This window comes from Niallia laureatilytica (assembly GCF_046613985.1).
In the GTDB taxonomy this organism is placed as follows: Bacteria; Bacillota; Bacilli; order Bacillales; family Cytobacillaceae; genus Niallia.
Window position 1 is genome coordinate 302,529 of sequence record NZ_JBKKHP010000003.1, and the last position, 17,180, is coordinate 319,708.

Consider the following 17,180-nt stretch of genomic DNA (forward strand, 5'->3'; position numbering starts at 1 on the left):
TCATTCTGCTATAATAGGAAAAAAACCTGTTGGGAGCAAAAAGTAATGAAAAAAAGATGGAGCCTGTTTGCTACCATTATGACACTTATCAGTGCAGTGGTTATTTTCTCCTTATTAATGACAGATATCCTGATCAGCAATTTGATTAATAATCATACAATAAACAGCCTGGAGGAAAAGGCTTTAACTATATCTAGAATTGTAGCGAAAACAGAAATTGTTCAAAATGCTCTTGAAGGAGACGAAGAAGCAAAGAATCATATTCAGGCATATACGAAGGAAATTCAGCTAGATAATGGCGTGGAGTTTGTCGTTATTCTTGATATGAACGGAATTCGCCTCACTCACCCTGATGTCCAAAAGATAGGAAAGAAGTTCAAGGGTGGAGATGAGGTGAAGGCTTTGTCAGGGAATGAACAGACTAGTGTTTCAAAAGGTACACTAGGAAAGTCGATGCGGGCATTTACTCCTGTTTATTCAGAGGAAGGCAAACAAATCGGAGTTGTAGCAGTCGGAATTTCTCTTGCTAAAGTCAATGAAGTGCTGGCTGAAGGGAAGTGGATTATTGTATACGGGTCCCTGCTCGGATTGCTGGCAGGAATAGTTGGCGCCTATCTGCTGGCAAAATATATTAAAAGAGTGATGTTTAACATGGAGCCGGCTGCTATTGCTAAACTGCTGCAGGAAAGAAGTGCAGTCATTAATTCTGTCAGAGAGGGCATTATAGCAGTTGATATGGCAAGAAATATCACCCTCGTCAATCAGTCTGCTATCGATTATTTACATAAACTAGGATTAAATACGAATCCAATCGGCCTGCCGATCAGCAGTTATATTCCTTCAAAGGAACTCGACCTTGTATTAGAAACAGGTGAAGCGCAGCTTGATGAAGAACAGATTATCAATGGCACGACCATCCTTGTAAACAGGGTGCCGGTTAAGGTCGATAATAAAATTGTGGGTGCGTTGTTCACCTTCAGAGACAAAACAGAAATAAAAAAACTGTCCGATCAGCTTTCTGGTGTGAAAACCTATGCAGAAGCATTGCGGGCACAATCCCATGAATTTATGAACCGCATGCAAGTTATTATCGGCATGCTTCATATGAAAAATTACGACAGGCTGAAGGAATATCTTGATGACATTGTCGATCAGCAAAGCGGAGATATTTCTGCCATTACTAGTAACATAAAGGATCCAGTCATAGCGGGCCTTCTGCTTGGTAAGCTCAGCTATGCAAGAGAAAAGGGCGCAAGCTTGAAAATATCCGTTCTAACCGTTATTCCTGAATTGACTGCAGCTGCTTCCTTTGAAATCATCACAATATTAGGGAATTTGTTGGATAATGCTTTAGATGCAGTGGAGACTAGTTCGGATAAAGAAATTGAACTAAAGCTTAAAATGACCAACGGAATGATAGATATGATAGTGAAGGATACAGGGAAAGGCATGACTAAGGAAGAAGAGGCTCATATCTTTGAAAAAGGGGTTTCCTCAAAGGGAGAAAATCGAGGTTTTGGTCTTTATTTAGTCGGTGAAAGCTTGCGCAAGGTGTGTGGAACGATTGAAGTGAAAAGCGTCCTTAATAAAGGGACGACATTTAAAGCAAGTATTCCCTATATGAAGGAGGAAAACGGAAGTTGATTTCTGTATTGATTGTAGAAGACGATCCAATGGTAGCCGAATTTAATAAGCAATTTCTACAAGAGCTGAATGGCTTTAAAATCGGCGGCGTTGCCAGCCAAGTGGACGAAGCGATAGAGATAATTAAGAGAGAAAGTATTGATTTAGTGCTGCTGGATGTGTTTATGCCCGGAAAAAGCGGACTGGATTTCCTTTCTTATATAAGAGAGCTAAATGAAAATATGGATGTGATTTTAATCACAGCCGCATCTGACATGGAGCATATTCAGGCAGCCCTCCGATTAGGAGCTGTTGACTATATAATTAAGCCTTTTAAATTTGAACGCTTTAAAGAGTCATTAATGAACTACGCTCAAAAGAAAGAATTTATGAAGGAGCAGACGAAAGTCAGCCAGAGCTTCCTTGATGAACAGATCCTTAACCGAGACCAAAAGGCTGCAAAAGCAGAGCTGCCGAAAGGCTTGACGAAGGAAACGCTCAAAATTGTCTGGGATGCGATAGAAGCACAGCTTGAACAGGAATTCACAACAGACATTATCGCAGATGAAACACAGATATCAAGGGTGTCAGTAAGAAAATACCTGAACTTCCTTAACGAGCAAGATATTATCAAGGTAAGGCTGACATATGGCAGCATCGGCAGACCGGTCAACGTCTATTACGTAAATACGAAAAGAGCTGGCTGGATTGAGCAGTTTCTGTAATAAAGCATGCATATATAAGAAGGTCCCTGATGAACAGGGGCCTTTTTGCATTAGCTTATAGAAACCGCCGCTTTGTATCCTTTGTCGGGAGCATGCAATGATCTTTTTTACCGAACCATTTATAGCGATTTTTAGCGACATAGTCATAGATTGGGTCCCGTATGAATGAGGGAATAATTTTAAAGATATAGGCAAGCTTCCAAGCTCCCTGTAAATGGAGACAGATTTGAAGAGCAGCAGCTGATTTTTCATAAAGCCTACCATTTTCAATAAGTATGACACTATTTATCGTGAGGTCCTTTTTGAAGGGAGTGAGAAGCTCCTTGCCTTTTTCCTCCTGCAAAGGTGCAAAGGTAAAATAAGCGGCAGGGTCTCTTTTAATGATAAATTGAACGGCACTGTTGCAAAGATTGCAGACACCATCAAATAATATGACCGCCTTCATTTTTCCACCTGCATTTCTATGTTTTTTTCTAATCTAACATTTTTCCTTTATTAAGGAAAATATATTTCAAGAAAATGACAGGATAAATTATAATGAAATATGAAATATGGCAAGAAAAAGGCGATGTGCTGATATTTGTAAGAAAATTAAGTGGTGCTGTTGTAATATTCTTTTAATTTAAGTGTAAAAAATGGTACGCTTATACTAGGAGGGGAGAATGAGAATGAAGAAACTATTATGGCTATTGCCGATGATTCTGATTGTAATATTGGCTGGATGCAATAATGATGAGCCTACCCCGGATGATAGGCTTTCCCAATACATAAAGCTGTGGAATGACCAGAAGTTTGATGAAATGTACGGCTATCTGTCTTCCGAAGCGAAGAAGTCAGTTTCAAAGGAAGATTATGTTTCTCGTTATGAGAAATTATACAGTGATTTGGAAATCAAAGATTTGAATGTTTCTGCTAAAAAGCTGTCAGAAGATGAAAAGGATGATAATAAGAAAAAAGAGACTGCAGAGATTCCTTTCACAGCTAAAATGAACAGTATGGCAGGAGAAATCAGCTTTGATAAGGCTGCGAAGCTTGTGAAAGAAGAGCGCGATAAAGAAGAAAACTGGTATATAGATTGGGATACAACGTATATCTTTGCCGATTTAGGTGCTGAGGATAAAGTTTCATTAGAAACGGTTCCTGCAGAACGGGGAGCTATTGTTGATGTTTATGAAAATCCAATGGCGATGAATGGCATCATTTATCAAATCGGTCTTGTGCCTGAACAAATGGAAAATCAGACAACAGAAGTAGAAGAGCTTGCGAAATTGCTGGATATTAAAAAGGAAACAATTGAAAAGGCTTTAAGTGCAGATTGGGTACAGCCAAACCTGTTTGTGCCAATTAAGAAGCTGGCAACAGGCGATCAAGCATTTCTTGAGAAACTGTTTGCTCTTCCAGGTGTTCAGAAGCAGGATGTTGCAGGCAGAATTTATCCATATGGAGAAGCTGCAGCTCATTTAATCGGCTATATTGGCAACATTACTGCCGAAGAGCTGGAAGAGCAAAAAGGCAAAGGCTATTCAAGCTCTGATGTTATTGGAAAAAGAGGCTTGGAGCAAGTTTATGAAGAGAAGCTGAGAGGCGAAAACGGCGCGACAATTTCGATTTCTAAGGTCGATGGCACAAGTGTCACTCTCGCTGAAAAAGAAGTCAAAAATGGTGAGAACATCAAGCTGACTATCGATGGCGAGCTTCAAAAGAAAATATATGATGAAATGGACGGAGAAGCAGGAGCAGCTGCTGCAATCAATCCGACTACAGGGGAAACGATGGCCCTTGTCAGCAGTCCGTCTTATGACCCTAACAAGGTGGTTGCAGGGCTGACAATTTCTGAACAAGAAGAGTACAACAATAATAAGCTGGAGCCTTACACGAACCGCTTTAAGAACACATATGCACCAGGATCTGTGCTGAAGCCGGTTGTGGCAGCGGCAGCTTTAACAGAAGGTGTCATCACACCAGAGCAGGAACGCAAAATTACGACAAAGCAATGGCAAAAAGACAAATCATGGGGCAACTATTATGTAACGAGAGTGCATACTAGCAGTGAACCTGTTAATCTAGCTGATGCCTTGCTGTACAGTGATAATATTTACTTTGCGCAGACAGCATTAGATATGGGCAAAGATAAATATACAACAGAGCTGAAGAAATTCGGTTTTGAAGAAGAGTTTGATTATGCATATCCAATTACGAAAGCAACGATCGGCAAGCTGGACAGTGATATTCTGTTAGCTGACTCAGGCTATGGCCAAGGCCAGGTTCAAACAAGCGTTATTCAGCTTGCAGCAGCATATACACCGTTTGTTAACGGCGGCAACTTAATCAAGCCAATCCTTCTTCAAGACGAAGAAAAGGGCAAGGTCTGGAAGGAAGGCATCATGAGCAGTGCAACTGCTAATACAATTTCAGATGATTTGCAGCAAGTAATCGACAGTCCAAGTGGAACAGCACATGCTGGCAAAATCAACGGTATGACGCTTGCTGGGAAAACGGGTACTGCCGAGCTGAAAGCAAAGCAAGGTGAAAAGGGTACAGAAAACGGCTGGTATGTGACATATGATAAGAAAGATAAGGATATGCTTGTGGCGATGATGATTGAAGGTGTCCAAAATAAGGGCGGTTCTAGTCATGTTGTGAAAAAGGTCAAAAATATCCTCGAATAAACGTTAAGTCTGCAAAGGGCAATCCTTTGCAGGCTTTTTTCTTTAGTTTGGCAAAATATTTTTTTGAGTAATTGCTTGCAAGAATTTTTTTCCACTTTTTAAAAACAGTGAAATAACTCATCATTCTGCGATTTCGCTCATACATTAATTTAAGACGGTGAAGGGAGAGAACGGAATGAATGAAGTAGAGCAAAAGGAACTTCAATACGCCATCGAAGAAATTACAGAAATCGCCACTGGCTTTGGGTTGGACTTCTACCCGATGAGGTATGAAATTTGTCCTGCAGATATCATTTACACATTCGGCGCCTACGGCATGCCTACACGTTTTTCCCATTGGAGCTTTGGCAAGCAATTTCATAAGATGAAGCTTCATTATGATTTAGGCTTGTCTAAAATATATGAGCTTGTGATTAATTCTGATCCTTGCTATGCTTTTTTGCTCGACAGCAATTCACTTATCAATAATAAGCTGATTGTTGCCCATGTATTGGCTCATTGTGATTTCTTTAAGAACAATGTCCGCTTTCAAAATACGAAGCGGGAAATGGTTGAAAGCATGGCAGCCACTGCCGACCGTGTCCGCCAATATGAAATACTGTATGGCAAGCATGAAGTGGAAACATTTCTTGATGCAGTTCTTGCCATTGAAGAGCATATCGATCCAAGCTTAATGAGACCGAAGCTTGCTTGGACAATGGATGATGTAGAATTTGAGGAAGTGGAAGAAACGGTAGAAACGCCATATGATGATTTATGGGGCTTGGATTCCCGCAATAAGCCAAAGAAGGAAAAAAAGAAAATCATTAAGAAATTTCCTCCACAGCCTGAAAAGGATCTTATGCTGTTTATCGAAAGCTTCAGCAGAGAGCTGACAGACTGGCAACGTGATATTTTAACAATGATGAGAGAAGAAATGCTGTATTTCTGGCCACAGCTTGAAACGAAAATTATGAATGAAGGCTGGGCTTCCTATTGGCATCAGCGAATCGTTCGGGAGCTTGATTTAACGAGCTCAGAGGCTATTGAATTCGCCAAGCTGAACGCAGGTGTTGTGCAGCCGTCAAAAACGGGAATTAATCCTTATTATCTTGGTCTGAAGATATTTGAGGACATTGAAGAGCGTTACAATAATCCGACAGAGGAAATGAAAAAGAGAGGCGTTAAGCCAAACTCAGGCAGAGAGAAGATGTTTGAGGTCAGAGAAATTGAATCCGATATTTCCTTTTTGCGGAACTATTTAACGAAGGATTTAGTAACAAGGGAAGACATGTATTTATTCCAAAAGCAAGGCAGAGAATACAAAATTGTTGATAAAGGCTGGGAACAGGTAAGAGATCAGCTTGTCAGCATGAGAGTCAATGGAGGCTTTCCTTATATCACTGTTAATGACGGCGATTACTTAAAGAACGGCGAGCTGTACTTAAAGCATGGCTATGAGGGGATTGAGCTGGACCTTAAGTATTTGGAAAAGGTTCTTCCATATATACATCAGCTTTGGGGCAGAAATGTTCATATGGAAACGATTGTTGAGGACAAAAATATGCTGTACACCTATGATGGAAAGGCATTGCACCGCAAGTATCTATAAGAGGGAAATATTCGGGAGGCTTGCAGCTGCGGGCCTTTTTTTCTGTTTCAAAAGGATTTTATAAAAGGAAAAAAGGATAAATACTCTTTCATCAAGAATTAAGTAAAAAAACGCTGAACAAGAAACGAGGGAAGGATCTGCCATGGAAGAAAGAAAAATAATCATAACAGGGTACGGAACGGTTGCAAAGGAAATAGTAAAGATAATTAAGGAGCACAATAAGAGATATCAGGATACCTATGGTTTTTCTAGCAAAATTACTGGCATTATCGGGTCACAAGGAATGATTTACGAGGAAGCTGGATTAGACTTAGAAACATTGCTGTCCTTCGGCAAAGGATCACAAGCTCTCAAGCAGTATGCCCAATACAAGCAGGTGCCATTGGCAACAGCGCAAATGAAAGGTGACGTATTGATTGAATGCTCCCCAACCAATCTGGAAACAGGTGAACCGGCATTGACCTATATAAAAGCTGCTTTAAAGGAGAATATGGACATTATTTCAGTGAGCAAAGGCGCGCTTGTTCATGCTTTGCCTGAATTGAAGCAGCTTGCTGACAATAACGGCTGCCGCATCAAATACAGCGGCGCAACAGCTGCAGCTCTTCCGACTCTGGATATTGGTGAATACAGTCTCGCAGGCAGTCAGATTACCGGGATAGAAGGCATCCTGAACGGCACCTCTAATTTCATTTTAACAAGTATGTCAGATGCTAATCTTTCCTTTGAGAAGGCTCTGGAGCTGGCCCAAGAAAAAGGGATTGCCGAGGCAAACCCAGCACTTGACGTCCAAGGATATGACAGTGCCTGCAAAATACTGCTGCTCGCAAACGGTCTGTTTAATAAAACATGGACGTTAAAGGATATTAGCATTGAAGGCATTGAAAAGGTAACAAAGGGCGATATGCAATATGCTAAAATAAACGGCAATGATATTAAGCTTGTCGCCAGTGCAAGAACCATCAATGGCAAAGTGTCTATTCAAGTAAAGCCTGAAGTTATTTTTGCAGATAACCCGCTGATTAATGTGAAAGGAACAAACAAAGGCATCTTGTTTCACACAGAAGAAATGGGTACGATTTGCTGTATTGGCGGCGCTTCCCATCCTAGAGGAGCAGCAGCGGCAGCTGTTAAAGACATGCTTAATTTATATCGGTAAAGAATAAACCGGCCATCATTCGAAGGCCGGTTTTTATTAAGGAGATAACGCTAAAAGCTGTTAAGAGAGTATCTGTGGTTGCATTCTGCTGACACCGCAGGCATAGCAAGCCGGATAAGCTTCCGTCCATAGGGGGCAGCTTCTCATACTACGGCTTGGCTTTAGTCATAGTGCTGATTTCTGGGCAGCGAGTCGCTGATACTTGACGATATACGTATCAAGCTGTTCACTGATCTGAAGTGTTCCCGGATCATTAAGTCCTTTATCGCTGCCTGATTTAATCAGCTTCAGCTTCAACGATTCAATATCTTGCAGCAGCGCGCTCATACTCTCCTTATTATCTTTTCTCGTTATCATAATGATTACTCCTAGGTATCAATCTTTGTACTTATTTTAACAAATTAATTTGGAAAAATTAAGTGTTTTTATAAGGAAATTTACATAATTTGAAAACATCCGACAAAAAACTGCAAGTTTGGTACAGACTTTTTCCAAAGAGACACAATCATTTCCGTTAGGCAAAGGAAAAACATTATGTGTTCATGTAAGCGCTTTTACATTAAGATAAGGACATAAGGTAATACAGCAACACGGAATGCAAAAAGCATATACGGCAAACAAAAACAAACTTAAATGAAACAATGGTATATGCTAGGAAGCATTCCAAAAAACTCTTTTATTATACAATTTTAATTTCTAGGAGGAATTATATTATGAATATTCTACTATGCTGTGCTGCAGGGATGTCTACAAGTCTATTGGTAACAAAAATGGAAGCTGCTGCAAAAGAACAAGGTATTGAGTGCAAAATCTGGGCAGAAAGCGCAGATGCAGTAAAAAGCCATATCGATAACGCAGATGTCCTATTGCTTGGACCACAAGTTCGCTATTTGCTTCCGCAAATGAAAAAGCTTGGCGCAGAAAAGGGAATTCCAGTAGATTCTATCAATATGATGCATTATGGAACTTGCAACGGAGCAGAAGTACTAAAATCAGCTATCAACCTAGTTAACAACTAAAATAGGATAAGGTGATAAATATGAATAAGTTCTTAGCCTTCTTAGAAGAAAAATTTATGCCTTTTGCAGCCAAATTGGCTGCTCAAAGGCACTTAGGCGCATTAAAAGACGGTATCATATTGGCAATGCCGATGATTATTATCGGTTCAGTATTCTTGATTCTAGGTTATCTGCCAATTCCAGGCTACGCAGACTTCATGGCAAGAACATTTGGCGATGCATGGCTGACAAAGATTTCTTATCCAGTTGATGCAACATTCAATATGATGGGTCTAATCGCAGCATTCGGTATTGCGTACAGATTGGCTGAAAGATACTCATTAGATGCTATTACAGCAGGGGTTATCTCACTATGTGCTTTCCTGTTGGCAACACCATTTAATGTTCCTTTCCTTGCAGAAGGTGCAACAGAAGCTGTAGCAGTAGGCGGCGCTATCCCAGTTGCATTAATGGGAAGCAAAGGTCTATTCGTAGCAATCTTAATCGCATTATTCTCAACAGAAGTTTATCGTTTCATCATTAATAAAAACATGGTAATTAAAATGCCGGATGGTGTTCCACCAGCAGTCAGCAAATCATTTGTTGCTTTAATTCCGGGCTTCATTGTAATCGCTATCATTTGGGTAATTCGTTTAATTGTAGAATATTTCGGTATTAACAGCATACATGATATTGTAACATTAGTTCTTGGCAAACCGCTTGGCCTATTAGGTGGATCATTAATCGGTTCCATTATCGCTTACGGATTAGTAATGCTTCTATGGTCTGCCGGTCTTCATGGTACAAATATCGTTGGGGGAGTTATGAACCCAATCTGGCTATCTAACACAGATGCTAACAAAGCTGCTTTCCAAGCAGGAAAAGAACTTCCAGAGATCTTTACAGCTCAGTTCTTTGAAGTATTTATCAACATCGGTGGTTCTGGTGCAACATTCGCATTCGTACTAATGATGGTATTGTTTGCACGAAGCAGACAAATGAAGGATTTGGGCAGATTATCAATCGGTCCGGGAGCATTTATGATTAACGAACCAGTTATTTTTGGTACACCAGTCGTAATGAACCCATTACTAATCATCCCGTTCTTCTTAACACCAATTGTAACAATCACAGTGACATATTATGCAATGAAACTTGGCTTTGTGGCAAAACCAGCAGGAATTGCAATTCCTTGGACTACTCCGCCACTAATCGGTGGATACTTGGCAACAGGCGGAAAGCTTTCCGGTGCAGTGATGCAGCTTGTCAACATTGGAATCGCATTTGTACTTTACTTCCCATTCTTCCGAACTTGGGATAAACAAAAACTAGCAGAAGAAAAAGGCACAGAATTCACAAAGGTAAGCTAATAACTATAACAACTTAGTGCGCAAGTGTTTTTGAAAACGCTTTAAAAATACTTGCGCTTATACTTAACAATTTTTACATTCTAAAATAGAGAGGCTGATTATAAAATGGCTAATATGGAAGAAACAGTATTCCAGATTATTCTCCACGGAGGAAATGGAAAAAGCTGTGCAATGGAAGCAATTGCTGCTGCTAAAGAAGGAAACTTCGAGCTTGCGAAACAAAAGATGGAGGAAGCTGCTGAAGCATTGAATGATGCCCACCATATCCAGACATCCCTCATCCAAAATGAAGTAAGAGGGAACAAAATTGAGGTTTCCTTGCTGATGGTGCATGCACAGGATCATTTAATGAATGCCATTACGCTTAAGGATTTAGCACAAGAAATTATTGATTTATATGAACTTGTTAAAACTCCTGGAGGTGTCCAAAAATGACAAACGGAATTAAAATTGCCACAATTGGCGGAGGATCAAGCTATACACCAGAATTAGTAGAAGGTTTCATTAAAAGATATGACGAATTGCCGATCAGAGAATTATGGCTTGTTGATATTGAAGCAGGGAAGGAAAAGCTTGAAATCGTTGGAAATCTAGCAAAACGCATGATTGAAAAAGCTGGCTTGCCAATTCAAGTTCATTTAACACTTGACCGCAGAGCTGCACTTAAAGATGCAGACTTTGTTACAACACAATTCCGTGTCGGCCTCCTTGATGCCCGTGCGAAGGATGAAAGAATTCCGTTGAAATACGGCGTGCTAGGACAAGAAACAAACGGACCTGGCGGTTTGTTCAAAGGCTTGCGCACTATTCCTGTTATTTTGGATATTTGTAAGGATATGGAGGAGCTTTGCCCTAATGCATGGCTGATTAACTTCACAAACCCTGCCGGCATGGTAACAGAAGCAGTGCTTCGCTATTCTAACATCAAAAAAATAGTAGGCTTGTGCAATGTTCCAATCGGCATGGAAATGGGTATCGCGAAGCTTCTAGAGGTTGATCATTCTAGAGTTCGCATCGACTTCGCGGGATTGAACCATATGGTTTACGGCCTTGATGTTTATGTAGACGGAGAAAGCGTAAAGGATAAGGTTATCAACCTGCTGACAGATCCAAACAACAGCTCATTCGTAAAAAATATTGAAGGTCTTGGCTGGGAGCCTGAATTTATCAAAGCATTGAATGTACTAACATGCCCTTACCATATGTACTACTATAAAACGAGCGAAATGATCGCGAAGGATCAGAAGAATTCGAAAAACGAGGGAACTCGTGCTGAAGTTGTACAAAAACTTGAAAAAGAATTGTTCGAACTCTACAAAGATCCAAATCTAGCAATCAAGCCGCCGCAATTGGAAAAACGCGGAGGAGCATACTACTCTGATGCTGCAGTCCGTTTAATCAATTCCATTTACAATGACAAACGCGACATCCAGCCTGTTAACACAATCAATAATGGTGCAATTGCCGGCATCCCGAATGACTCAGCTGTCGAAGTGTCCAGCATCATTACAAAGGACGGCCCAAAACCAATCGTGATGGGTGAGCTTCCAGTAGCAGTAAGAGGACTTGTTCAACAGATCAAATCCTTTGAAAGAGTTGCAGCAGAAGCAGCAGTAACAGGAGACTATGACAAAGCTATTCTAGCTTTGACAATCAATCCGTTATCACCATCTGACACAGTTGCGAAAGAAATAATCGACGAAATGCTTGAAGCACATAAAGAGCATTTACCGCAGTTCTTCAACAAAGTAGAAGCTTAAAAAATATAAACCGAAAAAAGGCGGAGCAATCCGTCTTTTTTTGTTTGAACAGCTTTTCTTAAAAATGTATGATAGCAAAATTAAATTAAACAGCTGCTTCTTCAGAGTTATCTGTTTGTGTATGTGTAAATAAATAGGTTAGGTAGGAGTGAAGCTCAAATTTTTCCTCTGTAATAAAATCCGTTACATTCATTTTCGTCATTTTCTTCATCGTTAATTCCTCCTTTATACTAGCATTCTTCCCAAACTAGCAAACTCTTATGCATAGAAAGTGAAAAAAGATTAGTAGAAAAGAAAAAAACTATATGTAAAAGCCATGCAATTAGCATGGCTTCGGTTTATGACTATCCGTTCTTTCCATCAATCAGGCGCAAGAATTGCTCTTCGTTAACAATCTGGATATCCTGCCCCTTTTCTTGCAGCTCAAAAGCTTTCTTTTCTTTTGTGCTGATGCCTGAGGCACCGACAAGCTGTTTATCTTGAACGCCGACAACAAGGAAGTTTGTTTTTCCGCTCACACCGCTTTTGACAAGTCCGCCTGCGTCAACGACCTTCTGCATTGCTTCTTTCCTGTCTAGTGTTGCTAAGTCCCCTGTGAAGACGACGTTTTTGCCGAACAGTGCATGTGTCTCGTCAAAGGTTTCCGTTGTTGCTGCAATTTCGGAAATTGCTACAGAATTAAATTTCTTAACAGGTTTTGGAGCCGTTCTTTTTTTGCTGAAGGATATTTGCGGCTTTAATGCTGAAAATGGCTTTACTGAAATTCGTCGATTTGTCGTTAAATAAGCATCAAGATCACGTTCATCCATCGCTTTCACGCAGGCAATTACTAACTCTGCACAGGCAATCGCATCCGCTCCTGCATGATGATGGTTTTCTAACATTACACCAAAGCGGGCGGTGCGTGCTTTTAAAGATTGTCTCACACCTTCTCCCCTGCAGGCAGCCGTACTGATGGATATACTGTCAGCAAAGCGCAGCTGCGGTGCTTTAAGATTGTATCTTGCCAGACAGCTGTGCAAAACACTCATATCAAACTGAGCATTATGAGCAACAAGCAGCTGACCTGTCAGCTCAGACTCAAGCTGCTTCCATACTTGATCAAATGCTGGCTGCTCCATAACATCCTCTGCAGTAATGCCGTGAACTCGAATAAATCTCTCATTGAACTTTAACACGGGCGGTTTAATGAGATAATAGTCTGTCTTTACAACCCGATTGTTTTCCACATAAGCAAGTCCGACCGAACAGGCACTGTCCATCTCTTCATTCGCAATCTCAAAATCTATCGCAATAAAATCCATGTTATCACTCCTCGCACATACTTCTTATTAATAATATAACATGTACATTCACTAGAGTGATAATCAAGAAACAGAGCAAATTATTCCAAGCTGAGGCTCCTAGTCTTATAAACAGTATCCCTTCCTCCTTTCAAGGGATTTTCTAATGATTCTCAAAGATAATTTCCAATCTATTAATATTTTAAAATAATTATTACTCTGTTGTAATCTTCGTCGAAAGATTACTTTTTCTGCATATATAGTCATATAATGGATATGTGAGTTTAGAAGTAAAGGAGGGATATAAATGGAAAAGTTGAAATTTGTGAAAGATTACAAACAAGATGACGTTTTGCGGCAAAGTTTTTCAGAGCTTGCTAGCAGTGTATTTGGGATAAGTTTTGAGGAATGGTATCAAAAAGACTGCTGGAATGACCGGTATATTCCATATTCTTTTCATGATCACGGAAAGATTGTTGCTAATGTCTCTGTTAATCTAATTGATTTACTAATAGCAGGACAGAAGAAGAAGGCTGTGCAAATCGGTACAGTTATGACACATCCAGACTACAGGGGATGTGGATTATCTCGCAGTTTATTAGAAAAAGTCCTTGCAGATTATGAGGAGAAAACAGATGTAATATATCTTTTTGCTAACAATGAAGTGCTGGATTTTTATCCGAAATTCGGTTTTAAAGAAGTGGAAGAGCAAGAGTTCTTTCTTGAATACAAGCATAAACAGACAGAAGGTGTGACTGTTCGTAAGCTCAATGGAAAAAGTGTAGACGATCTTCGGTTCATTGAGTCTGTGGCACGCAGGAGAAAACCGTTGTCTCAAGCATTTTCGACAGAGGGGGCATGGGGGATTCTGCTGTTTTATTGCTTGAATGTATTTCATGAGCATATCTATTATTTGGAAAAAGAGGAAGTTATCGTTATCTGCGAGATGGAAGGGAATAAACTTCATCTATATGAAGTGATGGCGAGTCATTCCATTGTTCTTGAGAAATTACTAGCGCAAATCGCAAAGGCTGATACGACTGAAGTGGTCTTTCATTTTACCCTAGACAACCTGACTGGTTTGTCAACAAGGCATTTGCCTAAAGAGGGTGATGCGCTGTTTGTGAGGACGGTAGGGGAGACTGTTTACCCGGAAAACAAGAGGCATTCATTATTAACAAAGGCATAAAATTATACTGGAATAAAAAAGATGAATATGTCTGGAAAATAAAAAAGGAGTGAGGACAATAGAAAAGGAAGGGCTCTCACTAGAAAGAATTATCTTTATCGGCAGGACATATGAGGAATATATCGATATGTTCTCACTGTCTTTAGAAGAATTAAAAGGTAAGCGGATACTAGATTGTCCAGCAGGTGCCTGTTCCTTTACTGCAAAAGGGACAAAGCAGCATCTAGATATAACAGCATCAGACATAGCTTATTACTATGGAAATGATGAGTTGTATGAAAAAGGTCTTGAAGACATAAAGCATACTGCCTCTGCTCTTGAAAAAGTAAAGGAACATTTTGTCTGGAACTACTTTAATGATGTCACAAGCTTGCTAAAGCATCGAAAAGCAGCGCTTAACGACTATTACCAGGACAGAGCTAGTAACCCTAAAAAGTATATTCCGTGCACTCTGCCAACTTTGCCCTTCGCAGAAGAGGAATTTGATATCGTGCTGTCAGCCCACTTTTTATTCACGTATGCAGACAGACTGGATAAGGAGTTTCATTTTGCTGCAATCGATGAACTGCTTAGAGTGACAAACGAAGAATTGCGGATTTTTCCGACAGCAGATCTTGACGGCAATAGATATGCTCATATGGATGAGCTGATTGATAGACTGACAGCAAAAGGTTATAAAGCACAAGAAATGAAGGTCGGTTATGAGTTTCAGAAAAATGCTAATACGATGCTGCGTATTATTAAAGGACATCACGAGTAAGCTGATGTCCTTTTTAACGCCATAATGATAGACTAAAGAACAAACGTTAGAAAGGGTTAGGAGCATGCAAACAGCGATAATGACAAAAAGCTGGGCAGAGGAAATCCTCAGCTGGAAGTATGAACCGCCATATGATTTTTACAATGATCATAATAAGGAAGAGTCGATGCAAGAACTGCTTGAAGAGCCTTATTTTGCAGTGTTGGATGACGGCGGGGCATTGATTGGTTTTTACTGTACGGGTACTTCTGCGCAAGTTCCCCTCGGGCTGTTTTATGGTGTTTATGTGGAGGATAGTCTAGATATTGGCTTAGGAATGAAGCCTGAACTGACTGGAAAGGGAATGGGGGCGAGCTTTATCCGCTATATTTTGAACCAGCTTAAAACAACCAGCAGCTCCGTCCGCCTCACTGTCGCAGCCTTTAATGAACGGGCAATTACTCTTTATGAACGTGCTGGCTTCCGAAAAACATATATGTTTACTGGTGAAGATATGATATTTTATGTAATGGCAAAAACCATTTAGAAAGGCTTATTTTGATAGATAATATAGAATGACCATAATTAATACACTTGGAATAACAAGAAGACTTGTGCGTATCCAATAGAACCTTGCCTTTGTATATTGGTTCTTTTTTCTTTCGAGTTTTTTCACAGATAGGCTCATGAATAGTATAGTGATTCCGGCTAAAAGACTTGCTGTGATATTATTCATCAGAACAAGACCACGAGAAAACGGCAGTTTTTCATAAACATCCTCCTTTAAATCCTATTATATGAAATATCTCTAATGAAAAACTTAGTCATTTAAACCTAATAGTGAAGGCTTTGTGTCCATGACTTAGGTGTCTGTCTTATTTGCACAAAGATTTTTTGATAAGATTTATAGTGTAAAAAAAGGGAGGCGGATTTTTGTGAATGTAAATGAATTTCAAGAATGGGTTAAAGCTTATTATGAAAAACGGGGCTGGTCCGAGCTGGATATTTTCATCCGCATCGGTTTTTTGGCAGAGGAAACAGGCGAGGTTGCAAGAGCGATACGGGCGTTAGAAATTGGCAGAGACAGACCGGACGAAGCGGAAGGAACAGTTGATCAGCAAAGACAGGAATTGACAGAGGAGCTTGGCGATGTGTTAGGCAATATTATTGTTATTGCTAACAAATATGACATTTCTCTTGAAGAAATCTTCCATTCCCACCGCGAAAAGCTTAATAAACGCTATGCTGAAAACGTAGAATAAAAATAGTTAAATAGAAAAAATTGGAACTTTCTCCTCCTAATCTGGTAATATATTGGTAGAGTAGCAGACAGGAGGATAATAATGGATAGAAAAGCGTGCTTGCTCAGTGATATTGCTGGTGCAGGGTTTTTGGCAGTTTTTTATATGGGATTAATCCTGTTTTTTGACTGGAATATGTATGCGTTTACGGTTGATGGATCTTATTGGCTTCTTTTTTGGTGCAGCGGAGCTCTTGGTTCTTTTTTAGTGAGCCAGATTGCTGCAAGCTATCCAAAATGGACACTGCCAGCATACACAGCTGCAGCTGTTATGTTTTTTCTTTTGCTCAAGCCGAGCTACACAATTGTTGTCTCTGTCCTGCTTAGTGCCGCATGCACACTGTTGCTTTATTTCGGGAAGAGTTTGGCAAGAAAACTCAAGCTATTCAGATACAGCTTTTGTGTGCTTCCCATCCTGTGCTTGTTGATTACCCTACCAGATATAACAATCAAAAAGGAATGGAATGAGGTTGTCGGCAAAAACTCATATTCTGCTTATTTTTTATACTTTGATGGGGCAAAGGAAATACCAATTGAAGTGAAAAAGGGTGAGGAGCTACTTGTGACGGTAAAGGTAAAAAATGAAAATGGCGGCGGATACAGCTATTATATTGTTGATAAACAAAACAGAACTGTCTCCTCCATAAAAACAAATCCAAGTCAGCTCAAGCTGAATATAGATAAAACCGATACTTATACAATAATAGTAAAAGGGGAAAGCTTGCGAGGCGGTTTTGATGTAGAATGGCAAAATCGCACACAAGACTCTTAGAG

General features: G+C 40.0%; 17 protein-coding genes and 1 pseudogene. 14 read left to right on the forward strand and 4 right to left on the reverse strand.

Going from position 1 to position 17,180, the window contains the following annotated elements:
* Window positions 1-45 precede the first annotated feature (45 nt).
* Together dcuS and ACLIJJ_RS11180 are read left to right on the forward strand one after the other, a co-directional pair.
* Window positions 46-1,644: a DcuS/MalK family sensor histidine kinase gene (dcuS, locus tag ACLIJJ_RS11175; protein ID WP_237942052.1), complete on the forward strand. Its 1,599-nt coding sequence runs from the start codon at window positions 46-48 to the stop codon at window positions 1,642-1,644.
* Complete coding sequence (locus tag ACLIJJ_RS11180; RefSeq protein WP_233315892.1) at window positions 1,641-2,348, forward strand: response regulator; 708 nt, start codon at window positions 1,641-1,643, stop codon at window positions 2,346-2,348. The genes dcuS and ACLIJJ_RS11180 overlap by 4 nt, the downstream gene beginning before the upstream one ends.
* Window positions 2,349-2,403: 55 nt before the next feature.
* Here ACLIJJ_RS11180 and ACLIJJ_RS11185 read toward each other — a convergent pair whose 3' ends face one another.
* Window positions 2,404-2,793 carry a thiol-disulfide oxidoreductase DCC family protein gene (locus tag ACLIJJ_RS11185; protein ID WP_233315891.1) on the reverse strand — a complete coding sequence of 130 codons (390 nt, stop codon included), beginning with the start codon at window positions 2,791-2,793 and terminating at the stop codon, window positions 2,404-2,406.
* Window positions 2,794-3,016: 223 nt separating this feature from the next.
* Here ACLIJJ_RS11185 and ACLIJJ_RS11190 point away from each other — a divergent pair, with 223 nt between their 5' ends.
* From ACLIJJ_RS11190 to ACLIJJ_RS11200, 3 genes and pseudogenes are all read left to right on the forward strand, one after another.
* Entirely contained in the window at window positions 3,017-5,017 is a 2,001-nt protein-coding gene (locus tag ACLIJJ_RS11190) for a penicillin-binding transpeptidase domain-containing protein (RefSeq protein WP_233315890.1), read from the forward strand.
* 175 nt (window positions 5,018-5,192) lie between these two features.
* Window positions 5,193-6,608, forward strand: coding sequence for a SpoVR family protein (locus ACLIJJ_RS11195; protein ID WP_233315889.1), 1,416 nt, complete (start codon window positions 5,193-5,195; stop codon window positions 6,606-6,608).
* 139 nt (window positions 6,609-6,747) lie between these two features.
* Window positions 6,748-7,767, forward strand: a pseudogene (locus ACLIJJ_RS11200) (homoserine dehydrogenase); the annotation flags it as partial.
* A gap of 165 nt (window positions 7,768-7,932) precedes the next feature.
* Here the strand turns inward: ACLIJJ_RS11200 and ACLIJJ_RS11205 are convergent.
* Window positions 7,933-8,124, reverse strand: a complete 192-nt coding sequence (locus ACLIJJ_RS11205) for an aspartyl-phosphate phosphatase Spo0E family protein (RefSeq protein ID WP_233315887.1) — start codon at window positions 8,122-8,124, stop codon at window positions 7,933-7,935.
* Between the two features lie 356 nt (window positions 8,125-8,480).
* Between ACLIJJ_RS11205 and ACLIJJ_RS11210 the strand changes: the two genes are divergently transcribed.
* From ACLIJJ_RS11210 to ACLIJJ_RS11225, 4 genes are all read left to right on the forward strand, one after another.
* Window positions 8,481-8,786 carry a PTS sugar transporter subunit IIB gene (locus ACLIJJ_RS11210; protein ID WP_127739040.1) on the forward strand — a complete coding sequence of 102 codons (306 nt, stop codon included), beginning with the start codon at window positions 8,481-8,483 and terminating at the stop codon, window positions 8,784-8,786.
* A 20-nt stretch (window positions 8,787-8,806) separates the two neighbouring features.
* Window positions 8,807-10,135, forward strand: coding sequence for a PTS cellobiose transporter subunit IIC (gene celB / locus ACLIJJ_RS11215; protein WP_233315886.1), 1,329 nt, complete (start codon window positions 8,807-8,809; stop codon window positions 10,133-10,135).
* Window positions 10,136-10,240: 105 nt separating this feature from the next.
* Window positions 10,241-10,570 (forward strand): PTS lactose/cellobiose transporter subunit IIA, encoded by a 330-nt coding sequence (locus ACLIJJ_RS11220; RefSeq protein ID WP_127739042.1) that lies wholly within the window; start codon window positions 10,241-10,243, stop codon window positions 10,568-10,570.
* Window positions 10,567-11,895 (forward strand): 6-phospho-beta-glucosidase, encoded by a 1,329-nt coding sequence (locus ACLIJJ_RS11225; protein WP_233315885.1) that lies wholly within the window; start codon window positions 10,567-10,569, stop codon window positions 11,893-11,895. The genes ACLIJJ_RS11220 and ACLIJJ_RS11225 overlap by 4 nt, the downstream gene beginning before the upstream one ends.
* 85 nt (window positions 11,896-11,980) lie before the next feature.
* On the opposite strand, the gene ACLIJJ_RS11230 is transcribed toward ACLIJJ_RS11225, so the two are convergent.
* Both ACLIJJ_RS11230 and ACLIJJ_RS11235 read right to left on the reverse strand, forming a co-directional pair.
* Window positions 11,981-12,106 carry a hypothetical protein gene (locus tag ACLIJJ_RS11230; protein WP_282581408.1) on the reverse strand — a complete coding sequence of 42 codons (126 nt, stop codon included), beginning with the start codon at window positions 12,104-12,106 and terminating at the stop codon, window positions 11,981-11,983.
* A gap of 133 nt (window positions 12,107-12,239) precedes the next feature.
* The gene (locus tag ACLIJJ_RS11235) at window positions 12,240-13,199 is read right to left on the reverse strand and encodes an exonuclease domain-containing protein (RefSeq protein ID WP_233315884.1); all 960 of its coding nucleotides are present in this window, start codon (window positions 13,197-13,199) and stop codon (window positions 12,240-12,242) included.
* A gap of 286 nt (window positions 13,200-13,485) precedes the next feature.
* On the opposite strand from ACLIJJ_RS11235, the gene ACLIJJ_RS11240 reads away from it, so the two are divergent.
* From ACLIJJ_RS11240 to ACLIJJ_RS11260, 5 genes are all read left to right on the forward strand, one after another.
* The gene (locus tag ACLIJJ_RS11240; protein WP_237942049.1) at window positions 13,486-14,367 is read left to right on the forward strand and encodes a GNAT family N-acetyltransferase; all 882 of its coding nucleotides are present in this window, start codon (window positions 13,486-13,488) and stop codon (window positions 14,365-14,367) included.
* A gap of 49 nt (window positions 14,368-14,416) precedes the next feature.
* Window positions 14,417-15,127, forward strand: coding sequence for a class I SAM-dependent methyltransferase (locus tag ACLIJJ_RS11245; RefSeq protein WP_251646592.1), 711 nt, complete (start codon window positions 14,417-14,419; stop codon window positions 15,125-15,127).
* A 64-nt stretch (window positions 15,128-15,191) separates the two neighbouring features.
* Window positions 15,192-15,653: a GNAT family N-acetyltransferase gene (locus ACLIJJ_RS11250; RefSeq protein WP_237942047.1), complete on the forward strand. Its 462-nt coding sequence runs from the start codon at window positions 15,192-15,194 to the stop codon at window positions 15,651-15,653.
* A gap of 388 nt (window positions 15,654-16,041) precedes the next feature.
* A complete protein-coding gene (locus ACLIJJ_RS11255) occupies window positions 16,042-16,368 on the forward strand; it encodes a MazG-like family protein (RefSeq protein WP_233315880.1) in 327 nt (108 codons plus the stop codon).
* An 81-nt stretch (window positions 16,369-16,449) separates the two neighbouring features.
* Window positions 16,450-17,178, forward strand: coding sequence for a hypothetical protein (locus ACLIJJ_RS11260; RefSeq protein WP_411410885.1), 729 nt, complete (start codon window positions 16,450-16,452; stop codon window positions 17,176-17,178).
* The last annotated feature ends 2 nt before the right edge of the window (window positions 17,179-17,180 follow it).

Excerpts from the sequence above, each read along its gene's own strand:
- celB (WP_233315886.1), top strand. The coding sequence starts at position 8,807 with ATGAATAAGTTCTTAGCCTTCTTAGAAGAAAAATTTATGCCTTTTGCA.
- dcuS (WP_237942052.1), top strand. The coding sequence starts at position 46 with ATGAAAAAAAGATGGAGCCTGTTTGCTACCATTATGACACTTATCAGT.
- ACLIJJ_RS11185 (WP_233315891.1), bottom strand. The coding sequence starts at position 2,793 with ATGAAGGCGGTCATATTATTTGATGGTGTCTGCAATCTTTGCAACAGT.
- ACLIJJ_RS11210 (WP_127739040.1), top strand. The coding sequence starts at position 8,481 with ATGAATATTCTACTATGCTGTGCTGCAGGGATGTCTACAAGTCTATTG.
- ACLIJJ_RS11190 (WP_233315890.1), top strand. The coding sequence starts at position 3,017 with ATGAAGAAACTATTATGGCTATTGCCGATGATTCTGATTGTAATATTG.
- ACLIJJ_RS11220 (WP_127739042.1), top strand. The coding sequence starts at position 10,241 with ATGGCTAATATGGAAGAAACAGTATTCCAGATTATTCTCCACGGAGGA.
- ACLIJJ_RS11230 (WP_282581408.1), bottom strand. The coding sequence starts at position 12,106 with ATGAAGAAAATGACGAAAATGAATGTAACGGATTTTATTACAGAGGAA.
- ACLIJJ_RS11240 (WP_237942049.1), top strand. The coding sequence starts at position 13,486 with ATGGAAAAGTTGAAATTTGTGAAAGATTACAAACAAGATGACGTTTTG.
- ACLIJJ_RS11235 (WP_233315884.1), bottom strand. The coding sequence starts at position 13,199 with ATGGATTTTATTGCGATAGATTTTGAGATTGCGAATGAAGAGATGGAC.
- ACLIJJ_RS11260 (WP_411410885.1), top strand. The coding sequence starts at position 16,450 with ATGGATAGAAAAGCGTGCTTGCTCAGTGATATTGCTGGTGCAGGGTTT.
- ACLIJJ_RS11250 (WP_237942047.1), top strand. The coding sequence starts at position 15,192 with ATGCAAACAGCGATAATGACAAAAAGCTGGGCAGAGGAAATCCTCAGC.
- ACLIJJ_RS11225 (WP_233315885.1), top strand. The coding sequence starts at position 10,567 with ATGACAAACGGAATTAAAATTGCCACAATTGGCGGAGGATCAAGCTAT.
- ACLIJJ_RS11195 (WP_233315889.1), top strand. The coding sequence starts at position 5,193 with ATGAATGAAGTAGAGCAAAAGGAACTTCAATACGCCATCGAAGAAATT.
- ACLIJJ_RS11205 (WP_233315887.1), bottom strand. The coding sequence starts at position 8,124 with ATGATAACGAGAAAAGATAATAAGGAGAGTATGAGCGCGCTGCTGCAA.